Origin of the sequence: Actinoallomurus sp. CA-150999 (assembly GCF_050942425.1) — a bacterium.
Taxonomy (GTDB): domain Bacteria; phylum Actinomycetota; class Actinomycetes; order Streptosporangiales; family Streptosporangiaceae; genus Actinoallomurus.
On the sequence record NZ_CP192063.1, the window covers coordinates 4,839,863 to 4,855,929 of the forward strand.

Sequence of the window (16,067 nt, forward strand, 5' to 3'; positions counted from 1 at the left end):
CTAATCAATCGCGGGTGTGGCGATCGCGATCCCGATGACGCCGGCGTGACTCGGGAACATCGGTGTGGCCGGTATTGCCCATTGACTGTGGAGTGACACAGATCAACAATGCCGGTAACCCGTGACAACGTTGTCATGATTCTGCGGTGGTCCTCCGCCAGCGCACCCTGTGACCTCCCCAGAGGAGCAGTTGTGTTCAGACGCTCGCGTGCCCGATTGGCGGGCCTCGTCGGCCTCGCCCTGACCTCCCTGGTCCTACCGGTCGTCCCCGCCCACGCGGCAGCCCCCGACCTCGCCTCCTACGTCAATCCGTTCGTCGGCACCCAGGACGGCGGGCCCGACTTCGGGCACGGCGGCGGCGCCGGGATGAACTTCCCCGGCGCCGTCACTCCATTCGGGATGATGCAGTGGAGCCCCGACACCGTCCGCAACTCCGGCGGTGGCTACAAGTACGAGGACAACCGCCTGCGCGGCTTCAGCATGACCCACATCTCCGGGCCCGGCTGCACGGGCGCGCAGGACTTCCCGGTCATCCCGTTCTCCGGGCCGGTCACGACGTCGCCCGCCACCCACGGCACCGACTACGTCCAGACCTTCAAGCACGAGAACGAGCAGGCGTCACCCGGGTCGTACGCCGTCACGCTCGACTCCGGCGTGAAGACCGAGCTGACCGCGACGCAGCGGGCCGGCGTCGCGCGGTTCACCTTCCCCACCGACAAGGTGGGCACGCTGCTGCTCAACGTGACGGGGTCCATCAACGGCGTGGACGACGCCGAGGCCACCGTCAAGGGCAACACCGTGTCGGGCTGGGCGAAGACCGGCGGGTTCTGCGGCGCGGACACCAAGTACTACGTGTACTTCACCGCGACCTTCGACCGGCCCTTCCAGACGTACGGCACGTGGAAGAACGACTCGGTGGAGCCGGGTGAGGACGCCGTGCGCGGCAGCGCCCCGGCGAAGGTGCCCCAGCAGACGCAGAAGACCTTCGGGCGGTTGAACAACGGCCCCGAGGGCCGGCCGATGCCGCAGCGCTCCCCGCAGGCCCTCGCCCGTGACGTCACCGTCAAGGGCCCGGGCTCGGGCGTCTACCTGCAGTTCGACACCAGCAAGGCCCAGCCGGTGCAGATGCGCGCCGCGGTGTCGTACGTGAGCGTCGACGGCGCGAAGCAGAACCTCAAGAAGGAGATCGGCGGCCGGGGCTTCGACTCCGTGCGCGACGCCGCGCACGCCGCGTGGAACAAGCGCCTCGGGCAGATCAAGGTGAGCGGCGGCGCGGACGACCGGCTGCGGACCTTCTACACCGCGCTCTACCACGCGATGCTCCAGCCGTACATCTTCGACGACGTCGACGGCACCTACACCGGGTTCGACTACCGCACCCACAAGGTGAAGAAGGGCCACCACCAGTACGCGACGTTCTCCGGCTGGGACATTTACCGCAGCGAGGCACAGCTCATCGCGCTGCTGGCGCCGGACGTGGGCGCCGACATCGCCCAGTCGATGTACAACGACGCGCACTCGGTCGGGGACGTCTGGGACCGCTGGTCGCACCAGAACACCATCACCGGCGTCATGAACGGAGACCCGTACCACTCGATCGTGTCGACGATGTACGCCTTCGGCGCCCGGGACTTCGACGCGAACGGCGCGCTGGCCGCCATGATCAAGGGCGCGAACCGGGTCGGGGAGGACAAGAACACCAGTTACACCGAGCGGCCCGGCAACGCCGACTACCTCAAGCTCGGCTACGTGCCCGCCGACCCGGCGACCACGCTGGAGTACGGCATCGCCGACTTCGGCATCGCCCAACTCGCCCAGCGCCTGGGGGACAAGAGCACCTACCAGGACTTCATGAAGCGGGCGCACGGCTGGGAGACCATTTACAACCCGCAGAACGACTGGATCCAGCCGCGCTTCGCGGACGGCTCCTTCCTCACGCCGTTCGACCCGGCCGACTCGAACTGGTACGTCGAGGGCAACGGCTCGCAGTACCACTGGATGGTCTACGACGACGTCGCCGGCCTGTTCAACGCGATGGGCGGCCGCGACCAGGCGGCCAAGCGGCTCGACACCTTCTTCACCAAGCTCAACGCCGGCTCGCACGAGCCGTACGCCTACCTGGGCAACGAGCCGTCGCTGCAGTCCCCGTGGCTGTACGCCTGGGCCGGGCAGCCGTACAAGACGCAGGACGTCGTGGCGCGGGCCCGCAAGGAGCTGTTCAAGCCGACGCCGGGCGGCCTGGTCGGCAACGACGACCTCGGCACGATGTCGGCGTGGCGGGTGTTCGCCGGACTCGGCATGTTCCCGGCGATCCCGGGCCGCGCCGAGATGGTCCTGAACAGCCCGGAGTTCCCGCAGATCACGGTCACACGGTCCAGCGGCCAGAAGATCACCATCAACGCGCCGGGGGCGTCCGACACCGACAAGTACGTGCAGTCGCTGAAGGTCGGCGGCAAGGCGACCAGCCGCGCCTGGCTGCCCGAGTCGTTCGTCGCCTCCGGCGGCCGGCTCGACTACACGCTCGGGGCCCAGCCGAACACCACCTTCGGCAGCGACCCGAAGGACGCCCCGCCGTCCTTCGGCACCGGCGCCCGCCCGTTCCTGTCGGCGACCACGCCGGGCAACGCGTCCGTCGAGCCGGGCGGCTCCGTGGAGGCGACCCTGCGCGTGCAGGCCGTCGGCACGGGCGACACCGTCACCTGGACCGCCAAGCCGCCGGCGGGCATCACCGTCACGCCGTCCTCCGGCACGCTGAAGGTTCCCGACGCCGGCCACGCCGACCAGAAGGTGACCATCTCGGTGGCCGCCGACCAGAAGCTGGACTACTACTCGGCGCCGATCGAGCTGACCGCCTCGGGACAGTCGGTGGGCACCACCGGCATCACGCTCAACGTCGCCAAGCGCGGCACGATCGAGTGGTACCAGAACAACGCCGGCATCTCCGACGACGGCAAGCAGGGCAACGCCAACTTCGACGGCGGCGGGTGGAGCTACTCCGCGCAGGCCCTCGCGGCGGCCGGGCTCGCCCCCGGCCGGCCGGTGACCTGGAACGGCTTCACCTTCACCTGGCCGAACCGCAAGCCCGGCCAGCTCGACAACATCCAGGCGAACGGCCAGGCCGTCGACCTGCCCGACGCTTCGAAGGGCGCGTCCAAGCTGGCGTTCCTCGGCTCGGCGGGCAACGGCAACGCGCCGTCGACGGTCACGATCACCTACACCGACGGGTCGACGGCGACGGGCAAGCTGGAGTTCAGCGACTGGGCGCTCGGCGCCGACGCCTACCCGCCGCAGTACGGCAACGAGATCGTCGCCAAGACCCCCTACCGCAACGGGTCCGACGGCAACCAGCAGAAGCTCAACATCTACGTGTTCGGCGCCACGCCGATCGCGCTCGACGCGAGCAAGCAGGTCAAGAGCGTCACGCTGAACACCCCGTCAGGCGGAGGGTCGCTGCACGTCTTCGCCTGGTCCTTCTCCTGAGCGAGCCCCGGTGAGCCCGCCGACGGGCTCACCGGGCCTCCTGACCCCCGCGCTGCCCCGGTGTGCCCACGCACCGGGGCAGCACCCTCCAGGGCCTGTCTCAACGCCTCCGTCCTACTGCGCGGGGTCCAGGCGGCTTTCGCCGCCGTGCCGGACGGGTGCTGCCGCGATGGTGATCCTCGTCATGTCAGGCGGGGATGGGGCGGTGTTCACCCAGGCGAATCGGGCGGCCGGTCGTGTCGAGCACCACCCGCCCGCCGACCGGGCCGGTCAGCGTGACGTCCAGAGTGCGCGCCGTCCCGAAACCGGGGCAGTCGCCGGTGCGGCCGGTCACCGCGCTCCCGACGACGATCGCGTGCGGCGACTCGTAGACCCGGCTGCGGACGGAGCGCGCCCCGCACTTACCGTCGGGCGTGAGAACCGTCACGCGCAGCCGCAGGGGGTCGCCGGGGACCGCGTCGAGCCCGTACACGGGATCGCCTCCCGGAGCGGTCGAGGGCGTCGGAAGCGCGCCGACGGTCTCCGGCCGGACCGCCACCCGCACGACCGGGCTCTTCAGCTTCGGGACCGTGAACCACCAGGCGGGGACCTGCGCGACGCCTCGGCTGGTGTGCAGGGAGACCGGCCCGAGCCGGGCACCCGTCACCGTGAGGTCGCATTCGGGGCACGGCACGGCGGACGCTCCCGTCGCCGCGTCCGGCGGCGTGGTTCCCGGGCTCGCCTTATTCGGGACCGTCCGGCTCATCGGCCCGCGGTCCAGCGCCGCGTACGCCTCCCGGGCACTGGTCAGCGGAAGGGAGAGCGTCCGGCCGTCGGGCCAGCGGACCGTGCCGCGCCGGGGCGCGTTCTCGGGCAGGCGGCCGCTGAGCCGGTAGGCGCCGATGCGGTACGCGAGCCGGGTGGTGTCGGTGAAGCCGGGGTCGCGCGGAAGGAGCGTGAGCTCTTCGAGCGGCACGAAGCCGGAGGTCCACGCCTTCGGCCTGCCCGCGGCCTCCCACGTCGCGACCACCTGCGCGGCACGCTGCCTGAAGTCGTCCTTGGCGGGCCTCGACCCGCCGGCGGTCCGCTGGCCGCAGGCGGTGAGGGTCAGCGCGAGTCCGGCGGCGACGGCGATCAGACGAGAGCGCATGACGGCCTTTCGGCGGAGGACGAGCCTGTTAGACGCATCCCCGCGGTGGGCGGTTCCCTTCGCGAGGCCCCGTACGCCGACGGCCGTCCGGGACCTCGCGCGCTCCGAACGGATCAGCCGGCGACGCCGTCGACGTCGACGAGGAGGTGGCGTGGCCCTCGCAGGCCCGCGCTGGGTCGGTACGGCGGCGGATCGGTGACGAGGCGGGGGTTCCGCAGCCGTTTCGCCAGCTCGCTGAGGGCGATCTGCACCTCCAGCCTGGCCAGCGGAGCGCCGAAGCAGTAGTGGATCCCGGCGCCGAAACCGAGGTGCTCGTTGTACCGGCGGTCCGGGATGAAGCGGTCGGGCTCGGGCACGTGCTCCGGGTCGCGGCTTCCCGCTGCCAGCGCCAGGGCGATGGGCGCGCCCTTGGGGATCGTGGTCCCGGCGATGTCGATGTCCTCCAGGGCGACCCGCGAGGAGATGAACTGTACCGGCGGCTCGTAGCGCAGGAGCTCCTCGACCATGTAGATCACCAGATCGGGCTCGTCGCGCAGCCGGTGGATCATCTCCGGATGGCGGAGCAGGGTGAGCATCCCGTTCGTGATCAGGTTGACCGTCGTCTCGTGGCCGGCGACGAGCAGCAGCGAGCCGGTGACCACGACGTCGGCCGGCGACATGGCGCCTTCCGGGCCCTCGTAGCCGATCAGGCCGGAGAGCAGGTCGTCGCCCAGGTTCTTCCGCCGTTCGTCGGCGAGCCCGCCGAGGTACCGTCCGAGCTCGAGCTGCGCGTTCTCCCGGCGCCGCTCGCGCTCGGCCCGGTCCGCCTCCCCGGGGCCGATCGATTCCGCGATGGCGTCGGCCCACACGTGGAACCGCTGCTCGTCCTCACGCGGCACTCCGAGGAGCCGGCAGATCACGGACACCGGGAACGGGTAGGCGATGTCGTCGACGATGTCGATCCGCGTCCGGCCGGCGACGCCGTCGATCAGGCCGCCGACGATGCGGACCATCTCGGGCCGCAGGTTCTCGATCCGGTGCGGCGAATGCGGCGGGCCGAAGTGGCGCATCGTCAGAGCGCGGAGCCGGTCGTGCTCGGGCGGATCGGTACTGATGAAGCCGGGCAGACCCGTCGGCTCCTCCTCGGACCCGGGCGGCCGCGGGCGGTTGCGACGGTCGGAGCTGATGCGCGGGTCGTGCAGCAGCGCGACGATCTCCTTGTAGCCGCTGACGACATAGGTGCCGTCCTCCTGCCGCTCCACCGGCGTCTTGCGCAGTTCGGCGTACAGGGAGTACGGGTCGGCGCGGTGGGACTGGTCGAGGATCTGCTCGAAGACGCTGGACGGTGCCATGGCGGCGCCTCCTCGTGACTCGTTCATCGGTCAGCGGTGCACCAGGGTGGCGCGGCGTTCGGCCGGATCGTGCCCGGTCACCACCACGGTGACCTGCGTCGCCTCGAGCCGCTCCGGAATCTCGGCCGGGACCGGCCGCAGCGTCTCCGGCCGGTCGGCGGCGCGGAACTCGGGCGGGAAGGGCGCGGCCCGCTCGATCAGGTCCTGGTAGAACTCCAGCCACATCGCCCGGTCGAACGTGACCGCCGCGGTGACACGGCCCCGGTAGCCGTAGACGGCGACGAACCGGCGCTCCTCCGTGGAGCCGTGCGCGATGACCACCTCGTCGGCGAAGGTCGGCACGCCGACGGACTTGATGCTGGTCCCGAACTGGTTGGACCAGAACACCGGCAGTGACAGGTGCGGCCAGCGGTGCGCCTGGTCGCTGAGCATGTTGTGCGCGGCGATCTCGGCCTGGGCGACCGCGTTGCCCCAGTGCTCGAGCGTCATGAACTGGTAGTTGTAAACCGGGTGGGGGAAGCGCGCGACGTCGCCCGCGACGAAGACGTCGTCGGTGACCAGACCGTTGATGTCGACGGCGCGGCAGCCCGCGTCGCAGGCCACCCCCCACACGCCGGCGGCCAGCCCCGAGTCGCGCAGCCACTCGACGTTGCGGATCGCCCCGAGCGCGACCACCGCGACGTCGGCCTCCACCGTGTCGCCGTCGGAGAGCCGCGCGGCGCGGAGCCGGCCGTCCGCGTCGCCCTCCAGGGCCTCCACCGTGACGCCGCACCTCAGGTCCACGCCGTGCGCGCGCTGCATCTCGGCCGCGACTTTGCCGATGACGCCGCCCAGCGCGCCGATGAGCGGCGCCGGACCGCGTTCGGCTACGGTCACCGGGAGGTCCAGGTCACGGCAGACCGACGCGACCTCCGAGCCGGTGAATCCCGCGCCGATCACCAGGACCCGGCGTGGGCGTGCGGCGAGACGCTCCCGGAGCCGGGACGACTCCTCGATCGTGCGCAGCGGGAGGACCCCGTCCAGCGCGGCCTCCTCCGGGTTCGGCCACGGCCGGGCGCGCGCACCCGTCGCGATCAGCAGCCGGTCGAAGCCGATCTCGCGGCCGTCGGCGAGCCGTACCGTCTTGGCGGCCAGGTCGAGTCCGGAGGCGGCGACGCCGGGCAGCCATTCGGCGTCGACCTCGCGCAGGCGGGGGAGCAGCGTGTGATCCGCGGGCACCCGCCCGGTCAGCACCTGCTTGGACAGCGGCGGACGGTCGTACGGCTCGTACGGCTCGTCCCCGATCAGGGTCAGTGAGCCGGTGAAGCCGTCGCGGCGGAGCACGCCCGCGGCACGCGCCCCGGCCAGCGAGGCGCCGACGATCACGATCCGGCCGGTCTTCCGGAACCAGTCACCGACCGGAGGGGAGACGACCGTGCCCGTCCGCATTCCCCGGTGCTGGGTCGCCATCTGGTCGAGGTGGATGGCCTGAACCGGGCAGGCCGCCGCCGCGCGGAGGACGTGCTCGCGCTGCGCCTCGTCCGCGTCGGTGTCGTACAGCAGCGCTTCCTCACCGTTCATGGCGAACACGTCCGGCGCGAGAAACGCGCACTGGCCGTACCCCTGACATCGTGTGAGATCGACGATCACCCGCACGGCGCACTCCCCCCTGTCGTGCGCGACCGCCCGGCGAACCCGGCCCACACCGGCGCGGCGGCCTTCCCCCGTTGTCCGTCCGAGACCTACCCTGCGTTCCAGCCGTTTAGGCAGGCCACAGGCCGGAGCCGGGGACCGTCACCGGGAGGGCGCGACCAGGCCCGTCTCGTAGGCGATGATCACGAGCTGGACCCGGTCGCGGGCGTCCAGCTTGGTGAGCAGCCGCGTCACGTAGGTCTTGACGGTGGCGATGCTGATGACCAGCTCGGCGGCGATCTCGGAGTTCGACAGGCCGCGCCCGACGAGGGTCAGCACTTCGTGCTCCCGTTCGGTGATGCCGTCGAGCGTGCGCCGCCCTGGAACGGGCCCCGGGCGGCCGGCGAACTCCTCGATCAGGCGGCGCGTGACCTTCGGCGCGATCAGGCCGTCCCCGTCGGCGACGACGCGGATGGCGGCGAGGATGTCGTCCAGCGCCATGTCCTTGACGAGGAACCCGGCCGCGCCGGCGCGCAGCGCGCCGTACACGTAGTCGTCATCGTCGAACGTGGTGAGGACGACGACGTGCGTCGAACCCGACCCGGCCGTGATCTCCCGGGTGGCCTCGATCCCGTCCATGCCGGGCATCCGGATGTCCATCACGACGACATCCGGCTCGAGGCTCTGGGTCAGCTCCACCGCCTCGGCACCGGTTCCGGCCTCGCCGACGACCTCGATGTCGGGGGCGTCGGTGATGACCATTTGCAGCGCGGTGCGCACCAGCGGCTGGTCGTCGGCGAGAACAACGCGGACGGTCATGTCACTCCTGTCGGTAGGGGGAGGCGGGCCGTCACGCGGAAGCCGCCTTCGGGGTGTGGTCCGGCGGTGAAGTCGCCGTGGAGCAGGGCGACGCGTTCGCGCATGCCGACCAGGCCGTAGCCGGTGCCGGGGGTGGCGCTGTGGCCGCGCCCGCCGTCGGTGACCTCGATGGTCAGGTCCTCGTCCTGGTAGTCGATGGACACGGTGCAGGATCGGCTCTCGGCGTGCCGTACGACGTTGGTGACGGCCTCCTGGATGATCCGGAACGCCGACAGGTCGACGTCCGGGGGGAGCGCACGTCGTTCTCCGTGCCATCGGACGTCGACGCGGACGCCGGCGGCCGTGGTGGCCTCGGCGAGCCGATCGACGTCCGCCAGGCCGGGCATCTCGTGCAACGGCGCTGCCTCCGCTTCCGCCTGGCGGAGCGCGCCGAGCATCCGGCGCAGCCCGGACAGCGTCTCCCGGCTCGCGGTCTCGACCTCGCCGAGCGCCTCGCGGGCCCGGGTGGGTTGCGTGTCGATGACCCGCTTGGCCGCGCCGGCCTGCAGGGCGACGATGCCGATGGTGTGCGCGACCATGTCGTGCAGTTCGCGCGCGATCCGGAGCCGCTCGGCGGTGACGGCGTCGGCCACTGCGCGCGAACGCAGCGCCGCCGCGTGCTCGCGGCGCTCACGGAACAGCCTGCCGACCACGTAGGCCGTGGTCACCGCCAGGACGGAGATCTCGGCGTTGGTCGTGAGATCCGTCCCGGAAGAGAAGAAGGCGGTGGCCAGGGACTGCAGGACGAGCGACAGCACCACGGCAGCGGTCGAGACCCGTGAGCTCCGGGTGGCGACGATGTACGCCAGAGCCAGATCCGCCACCAGAAAGGTAAGAAACGGGGTTCGGGGAGCGCCCATCCGCTGGGGCCCGGCCAGCACGACCACGAGGACACCGCCGAGGAGCATCATGACCAGCGCGAACAGCGGAACCCGCCGGAGGACGCCGATGAGCAGGCTCATCGACAGCATCGCCGCGATGAGCTGGGCAGGGCTGTATTGCGGGCTGTATTGCGGTCCCATGCGCGGCGACGCCAATTGCGACCAGGCCAGCGCGAAGGGGTAGAGGACGGCTCCGGCCCAGGCCACGATTCCCCTCATCCGCATCGCAGGAGCGCGCATCATGCGACATCCACGGGGAGAGGGAGGCGGACCGTGACCCGGAAGCCGCCTTCGGGGTGTGGTCCGGCGGTGAAGTCGCCGTGGAGCAGGGCGACGCGTTCGCGCATGCCGACCAGGCCGTAGCCGGTGCCGGGGGTGGCGCTGTGGCCGCGCCCGCCGTCGGTGACCTCGATGGTCAGGTCCTCGTCCTGGTAGTCGATGGAGACGGTGCAGGATCGGGTGTCGGCGTGGCGTACGACGTTGGTGACGGCCTCCTGGATGATCCGGAACGCCGACAGGTCGACCTCTGGCGGGAGCGGCCGGGGTTCTCCCCGCCACCGTACGTCGACGTGGACACCGGCGGCCGTGGTGGCCTCCGCCAGCCGATCGAGGTCTGCCAGGCCGGGTAGATCGTGGAGCGGTGCCGCCTCTGCTTCAGCCTGCCGGAGAGCGCCGAGCATCCGGCGCAGCCCCGACAGCGTCTCCCGGCTCGACGTCTCCACCGCCTTCAAGGCGTCGCGGGCCCGGGTGGGCTGGGTGTCGATGACTCTCCGCGCCGCTCCGGCCTGCAGGGCGACGATGCCGATGTTGTGGGCCACCGCGTCGTGCAGCTCGCGGGCGATGCGGAGCCGTTCGGTGGTCACCGCCTGCGTGGCGGCCTGGGCGCGCAGGTCCTCGGCGTGCTCTCGCGCCTGGTGCGCCGAGTTGCCGATGAGCCAGGCGATGGCGGCGGTCATCGCCACGGCCAGCTCCGTCGAGGTGCCGATGATCCACCCGGACAGAAGCCGGACGGCCAGGTACCCGCCCAGCGTGGCGAACGCCAGACCGGCCGCGGCGCGCGACGTCCGGCGCTGCCCGGTGGCCGCGATGAACCACAGGGCGACGTCGACGGAGAGGAACTGCGACAACGGGATCGCGCCGACGCTCAGCGGGAGCGTCCCGAGGACGGAGCCGGCGAGCAACAGGACGAGTGCCGTGAGCGGCCGCCGCCGCAGCAGGCCGCTGCCGATCAGCGTGAGAGCGGTGGCCACCGCCAGCCACGTCCGGCCGTCCCACCGTTCGAAGAGGACCCCGGCCTGGACCGAGGGCATGCCCTCACCGGGCAGCCGCACGCGGATGAGGAACGTGAACACCGTGCCGGCGCACCAGGCCGCGGCCGTCCACGCGCCCGGCGGAACGCGCCTGAGCAGGGGAGAAAGGGGCACGGCGGACATGCCCGAATCGTAATGGTGCGATCTCCGCGCCGGCATCGGACCACGGGTGTACGACCACGGTCGGTACGCGAGCCCCGCGAATGCCGACGACGGCTCGATGTGCGCGGAGCCCGGCCCGCGACACCGTTGGCCGCGTGATCGAAGTGAACGGACTGACGAAACGCTATGGATCTAAGACGGCCGTCAATGGATTGACCTTCACGGTGCGTCCCGGACATGTCACCGGATTCCTCGGACCGAACGGCGCGGGCAAGAGCACCACGCTGCGGATGATCCTCGGGCTGAACGAGCCGACCAGCGGAACGGCCACCGTCGCCGGCCTCCCGTTCCGCGACCGCCCGCGCGGGCTGCGGCACGTCGGGGCGCTGCTCGACGCCCAGGACGTGCACGGCGGCCGCACCGCGTACGCGCACCTGTCCGCGCTGGCGCGCGGCAACCGGATCCCGCGTCGCCGGGTGGACGAGGTGCTGCGCGAGGTGGGCCTGACCGAGGTGGCGCGCCGCCGCATCGGAGGCTTCTCCCTCGGCATGAGGCAGCGGCTCGGCATCGCCACCGCCCTGCTCGGCGACCCGCCCGTCCTGCTGTTCGACGAACCGATCAACGGCCTCGACCCCGAAGGCGTGCGATGGGTCCGGGGCCTGTTCCGGCGGCTGGCCGCCGAGGGCCGGACCGTGTTCGTGTCCAGCCACCTCATGAGCGAGATGGAGCACACCGCCGACCACCTCATCGTCATCGGTCGCGGCGAACTGATCGCCGACGAGAGCCTGGCGGCGTTCGCGGCCCGCGGCACACCCCAGGGCGTGACCGTGCGCACCCCCGACGCCTCGTCGCTGACGGCCGTCCTGACCGCCGACGGCGCGACCGTCCGGCCGGACGGCGATCGGGCGCTCACGGTCACCGGACTGAGCGCCGCCCGCATCGGCGAGCTCGCCTTCCAGCACCGGATCATGCTCCACGAACTCGCCCCCCGCATCGCCTCCCTGGAAGAGGCGTTCATGGAGCTCACCGCCGACAGCGTCGAATACCTAGCCGGAGACGCCCGATGACCGCACCGACCACCACCGTCCGCCCCACCGCCACCGAGCCCCGGGCCCGGTTCCGCGACCTCCTCGCCGCCGAGTGGACCAAACTCTGGTCGCTCCGCTCGACCTACTGGACCCTGCTCCTCAGCGGGCTGGTCATCATCGGGCTGAACGTGAACGCCGCCGTCGCCGACTACCGCAACTGGCCGCACTACGGCGCCGACATCCGCGCCATCTTCGTCCCGATCTGGGCGATGCGGGACGCCTTCCCGGACGGCGCCGGCCTGCTCCTCATGCTCGCCACCGGCAGCGTCGGCGCCATCACGCTCACGGGCGAGTACGGGACCGGGCAGATCCGCACCACCTTCGCGGCCGTACCGGCTCGCCGTTCGCTGGTGACGGCGAAGCTGATCGACGTGACGGTGGTCATGCTGGGCTACGGGACGGTCGTCGCGGGCACGTCCTTCTGGGCGACGCAGGCGATCCTCTCAGGACGCCACGTCGGCATGTCGATCGGCTACCCCGGGGCGTTCCAGGCGGTCGCGGCGTCGGCGGTGCTGGCCCCGGTGTGCGCGCTCATCGGCATGGGCATCGGCGCGATCGTCCGGCACAGCGCGGCGACCATGGTCATCACGGCCGCGGCCCTTCTGCTGCTGCCGCTCTTCTTCACCGACCACTACCGCTGGACGGCCGACATCAAGCACGCGCTGCCCGCCAGCGCTTGGGAACGCCTGACCGACCTCGGATACGGACGCTTCGGCTTCACCGTGCGCCATCCGACGACGACCACCGAGGCGTGGATCGCACTGGCCGTGTGGGCGCTCGCCTCGGCGGCCGTCGCCATCACCGTCGTCCACCGTCGCGACGTGTGAACCATGGGCTCCACGCTCATCGTCACCAACGACTTCCCGCCGCGGCTCGGCGGCATCGAGACGTTCGTCTACGAACTGGCGCGCCGGTTCCCGCCCGGCGAGGTGGTCGTATACACGTCCCGCGAACCGCACGGGGACCGGTTCGACGCGGGGCTGCCGTTCCCGGTGGTGCGGGACCGGGCCCGTACGCTGCTGCCGACGCGTGAGGTGGCCGCGACGGCGGTGGCGCTGGCGAAGGGGTACGGGTGCGACCGGGTGTGGTTCGGCGCGGCCGCGCCGCTGGGCCTGCTCGCCGGCCGGCTCGGCCTGCCCTCGGTCGCCACCACGCACGGCCACGAGATCTGGTGGGCGTCGTTGCCGGGGTCGCGGCAGGTGCTGCGCCGCATCGGTGACCAGGTCGACACGGTCACGTACCTGACCGGATACACGAGGCGGCGGATCGCCCGGGCGTTCGGCCCCCGGACGCGCACGACCCGGCTGGTGCCGGGCGTGGACACCTCGGTGTTCCGTCCGGATGCCGGCGGCGCGGCGGTCCGGGAGCGGTACGGCCTGGGGGAGCGGCCCGTCATCCTGAGCGTGTCACGGCTGGTGCCGCGCAAGGGCCAGGACCGGCTGATCGGCGCCCTGCCGCTCGTGCGCCGCGCCGTGCCGGACGCGACCCTGCTGATCGTCGGGGCGGGACCGTACGAGGACCGGCTGCGCCGCCTCGCCGGGGACGGGGTGGTGTTCGCGGGCGGGCACCCGCACCACGACCTCCCGCCCTTCTACGCCGCCGCGGACGCCTTCGCGATGCCGTGCCGGAGCCGGTTGTCGGGTCTGGAGGTCGAGGGGCTCGGGATCGTCTTCCTGGAGGCCGCCGCCGCCGGTTTGCCGGTGCTCGCCGGGGACTCCGGCGGTGCCCCGGACGCCGTACGCGACGGGGAGACCGGGCACGTCGTCGACGGGCGGTCGGTGCCGGCCATCGCCGACCGGCTGGTCGAGCTGCTGACCGACCCGGGCGCGATGGGGGAGAAGGGCCGCGCGTGGGTCCGCGCGGAGTGGAGCTGGGACCGCTCCTACGAGCGCCTCCGCGACCTGCTGGCGCGAGCGGCCATCCGATGAATCAGCAACGGAGCCAAAAGCGCCCTCCCATGTTGGCCGTGGAAGGGCGCCCTTCGGCGTACGTGACTCAGGCGACGATGCGGAGCGGGTTCTCCAGCAGCTCGGCCAGCTCGCCGAGGAACTTCGCGCCGGTCGCGCCGTCGCAGGCCCGGTGGTCGACGGACAGCGTGAGCGTCAGCCGGTCACGGGCGGTGAACTCGCCGTCGTCGCCGACCACGACGTCCTTGCGGGTCGCGCCGACGGCGAGGATCCCCGCCTCCGGCGGGTTGATGACGGCGGTGAAGGCGTCGACGCCGAACATCCCGAGGTTGCTGACGGTGAACGTCCCTCCGGACATCTCCTGCGGGGTGAGCCGCTGCTCGCGCGCCCGCCCGGCCAGCTCCCGGGTCTCCTCGCCGATCTGCGACACGCTCTTGCGGTCCGCGTCGCGGATCACCGGGACCACGAGGCCGTCCTCCAGCGCAACGGCCACGCCGACGTTCACGCGCTTGTGCACGAGGAGGTTGTCCTCGGTGAACGAGACGTTCAGCACCGGGTTGGCGCGCAGGGCCGTCGCGCACGCCTTGACGATGAGGTCGTTGACGCTGACCTTGGCCGGGTTGAGGGCCTCGTTCAGCGTCTTGCGGAACGCGAGCAGCGCGCCGACGTCGATGATCCGCGTCAGGTAGAAGTGCGGCGTCGTCTGCATGCTCTCGGTCAGCCGGCGGGCCGTGACCTTCCGGATCCGGCTCAGCGGCACCCGCTCGACGTCCGGGTCCTCCGCCACCGCGGGCGCCGGGGCCTGCGGAGCGGGCGCGGGGGCCGACGCCGGCGCGGCCGGGGCGTTCTTCAGCGCGGCCTCGATGTCGGCGCGGACGATCCGGCCGCCGGGGCCGGAGCCGGACAGCGAGGTGAGGTCGATGTCGTTCTCCCGCGCGAGCCGCCGGGCGAGCGGGGAGGACGGCGGGCGCGACCGGGTGCCGTTGGCCGGCGCGGTCTCGACGGCCTGCGCCGGGGCGGGCGCGGTCGCGGCTGGAGCCGGAGCCGGGGCCGCCACGGTCGCCGCAGGAGCGGCGGAGGCCGCCTCGGTGACCGGCGCCTGCCGCGCGGCCGGGACGGTCTCGCCCGCGCCGACGAGGGTGGCGATGGGCGTGCCGATGGTGGCGGTCTCGCCCTCGGCGACCAGGATCTCGCCGAGCACGCCGTCCTCGTATGCCTCGTACTCCATGAGGGCCTTGTCGGTCTCGATGTCGACGAGGGAGTCCCCGGCGCTCACCTTGTCGCCTGGCTTCTTGTGCCAGGAACTGATGACGCCTTCCTCCATGGTGTCGGACAGGCGGGGCATGAGAATGTCGGACATGGATCTTCCTAACGGCCGGTCGCGCGGACGGTGTCGCGGACGGCGGTGACGAGCGATTCGGCCGACGGCAGGGCGGCCAGTTCGAGCGGCTTGGAATAGGGCAGCGGCACCTCGGCCATGGCGACCCGGCGGACCGGCGCGTCGAGCCAGTCGAACGCGCCCTCCTGGATCGTCGCGGCGATCTCGGCGCCGATGCCGTACGTGAGCCAGTCGTCCTCGGCGACGACGGCGCAGCCGGTGCGGCGGACCGACTCGACGACGGTCTCCCGGTCGAGCGGGCGCAGGCTGCGCAGGTCGACGATCTCGGCGCTGATGCCGTCGGTGGCGAGCTTCTCGGCGGCCTCGGCCGCGACGTGCGCCATCCGCGAGTACGCGACGATCGTCACGTCCGTGCCCGGCCGGGTCACGGCGGCGCGGCCGATCTCGGCGGGCTCGAGGTCCTCGAGGTTCTCGGGCACCTCGCCGCGCGTGTTGTACAGCGCGAGGTTCTCCAGGAACAGCACCGGGTCGTTGTCGCGGATCGCCGCCCGCAGCATCGCCGACGCCTCGGCGGGCGTGCTGGGGGCGAGGACCTTCAGGCCCGGGATGAAGGAGTAGAACAGCTCGACGTTCTGCGAGTGGGTGGCCCCGAGCTGCTGCCCGCCGCCACCGGGCGTGCGGATCACCATCGGGACGCTGCACTGCCCGCCGAACATGCCGTAGATCTTCGCGGCGTGGTTGACGATCTGGTCGAGCGCCAGCAGCGAGAAGTTGATCGTCATGATCTCGACGACGGGGCGCAGGCCGAGCATGGCCGCGCCGATCGCGGCGCCGACGAAGCCCTCCTCGGCGATCGGGGTGTCGCGGACGCGCTTCGGCCCGAACTCCTTGAGCAGCCCCTCGGTGATCTTGTACGAGCCCTCGAAGACGCCGATCTCCTCGCCCATGACGAAGACGTTCTCGTCGCGCAGCATCTCGTCGCGCAGGGTGTCCCGGAGGGCCTGGCGGTAGGTCATGGTCGCCATGTGGAT

General features: G+C 71.8%; 12 protein-coding genes. 4 read left to right on the forward strand and 8 right to left on the reverse strand.

All coding sequences use genetic code 11. The annotated features are described in order from the left end of the window. Positions 1 to 192: 192 nt before the first annotated feature. Positions 193 to 3,480 carry a GH92 family glycosyl hydrolase gene (locus ACQP2O_RS22595; RefSeq protein ID WP_433188481.1) on the forward strand — a complete coding sequence of 1,096 codons (3,288 nt, stop codon included), beginning with the start codon at positions 193 to 195 and terminating at the stop codon, positions 3,478 to 3,480. Between the two features lie 187 nt (positions 3,481 to 3,667). Here the strand turns inward: ACQP2O_RS22595 and ACQP2O_RS22600 are convergent, their stop codons facing one another. From ACQP2O_RS22600 to ACQP2O_RS22625, 6 genes are all read right to left on the reverse strand, one after another. After that, positions 3,668 to 4,609 (reverse strand): hypothetical protein, encoded by a 942-nt coding sequence (locus ACQP2O_RS22600; protein WP_433188484.1) that lies wholly within the window; start codon positions 4,607 to 4,609, stop codon positions 3,668 to 3,670. Positions 4,610 to 4,722: 113 nt separating this feature from the next. Further along, the gene (locus ACQP2O_RS22605; RefSeq protein WP_433188487.1) at positions 4,723 to 5,940 is read right to left on the reverse strand and encodes a cytochrome P450; all 1,218 of its coding nucleotides are present in this window, start codon (positions 5,938 to 5,940) and stop codon (positions 4,723 to 4,725) included. A 30-nt stretch (positions 5,941 to 5,970) separates the two neighbouring features. Further along, complete coding sequence (locus tag ACQP2O_RS22610; RefSeq protein ID WP_433188490.1) at positions 5,971 to 7,623, reverse strand: FAD-dependent oxidoreductase; 1,653 nt, start codon at positions 7,621 to 7,623, stop codon at positions 5,971 to 5,973. A gap of 90 nt (positions 7,624 to 7,713) precedes the next feature. Next, a complete protein-coding gene (locus ACQP2O_RS22615; protein WP_433188493.1) occupies positions 7,714 to 8,370 on the reverse strand; it encodes a response regulator in 657 nt (218 codons plus the stop codon). Further along, the gene (locus ACQP2O_RS22620) at positions 8,367 to 9,533 is read right to left on the reverse strand and encodes a sensor histidine kinase (RefSeq protein ID WP_433188496.1); all 1,167 of its coding nucleotides are present in this window, start codon (positions 9,531 to 9,533) and stop codon (positions 8,367 to 8,369) included. Before ACQP2O_RS22620 ends, ACQP2O_RS22615 begins: the two co-directional genes overlap by 4 nt. Next, entirely contained in the window at positions 9,530 to 10,723 is a 1,194-nt protein-coding gene (locus ACQP2O_RS22625) for a sensor histidine kinase (protein WP_433188499.1), read from the reverse strand. Before ACQP2O_RS22625 ends, ACQP2O_RS22620 begins: the two co-directional genes overlap by 4 nt. Positions 10,724 to 10,857: 134 nt before the next feature. Between ACQP2O_RS22625 and ACQP2O_RS22630 the strand changes: the two genes are divergently transcribed. The 3 genes from ACQP2O_RS22630 to ACQP2O_RS22640 are packed head-to-tail and all read left to right on the forward strand — an operon-like array spanning position 10,858 to position 13,718. After that, complete coding sequence (locus tag ACQP2O_RS22630; protein ID WP_433188502.1) at positions 10,858 to 11,769, forward strand: ABC transporter ATP-binding protein; 912 nt, start codon at positions 10,858 to 10,860, stop codon at positions 11,767 to 11,769. Further along, positions 11,766 to 12,617 (forward strand): hypothetical protein, encoded by an 852-nt coding sequence (locus ACQP2O_RS22635; protein ID WP_433188504.1) that lies wholly within the window; start codon positions 11,766 to 11,768, stop codon positions 12,615 to 12,617. The genes ACQP2O_RS22630 and ACQP2O_RS22635 overlap by 4 nt, the downstream gene beginning before the upstream one ends. Positions 12,618 to 12,620: 3 nt before the next feature. Then, on the forward strand, positions 12,621 to 13,718 hold the full coding sequence (locus ACQP2O_RS22640) for a glycosyltransferase family 4 protein (RefSeq protein ID WP_433188507.1): 1,098 nt from the start codon (positions 12,621 to 12,623) through the stop codon (positions 13,716 to 13,718). A gap of 67 nt (positions 13,719 to 13,785) precedes the next feature. Here the strand turns inward: ACQP2O_RS22640 and ACQP2O_RS22645 are convergent, their stop codons facing one another. Next, entirely contained in the window at positions 13,786 to 15,057 is a 1,272-nt protein-coding gene (locus tag ACQP2O_RS22645) for a dihydrolipoamide acetyltransferase family protein (RefSeq protein WP_433188510.1), read from the reverse strand. Between the two features lie 8 nt (positions 15,058 to 15,065). Then, positions 15,066 to 16,061: an alpha-ketoacid dehydrogenase subunit beta gene (locus tag ACQP2O_RS22650; RefSeq protein WP_433188513.1), complete on the reverse strand. Its 996-nt coding sequence runs from the start codon at positions 16,059 to 16,061 to the stop codon at positions 15,066 to 15,068. Positions 16,062 to 16,067: the final 6 nt, after the last annotated feature.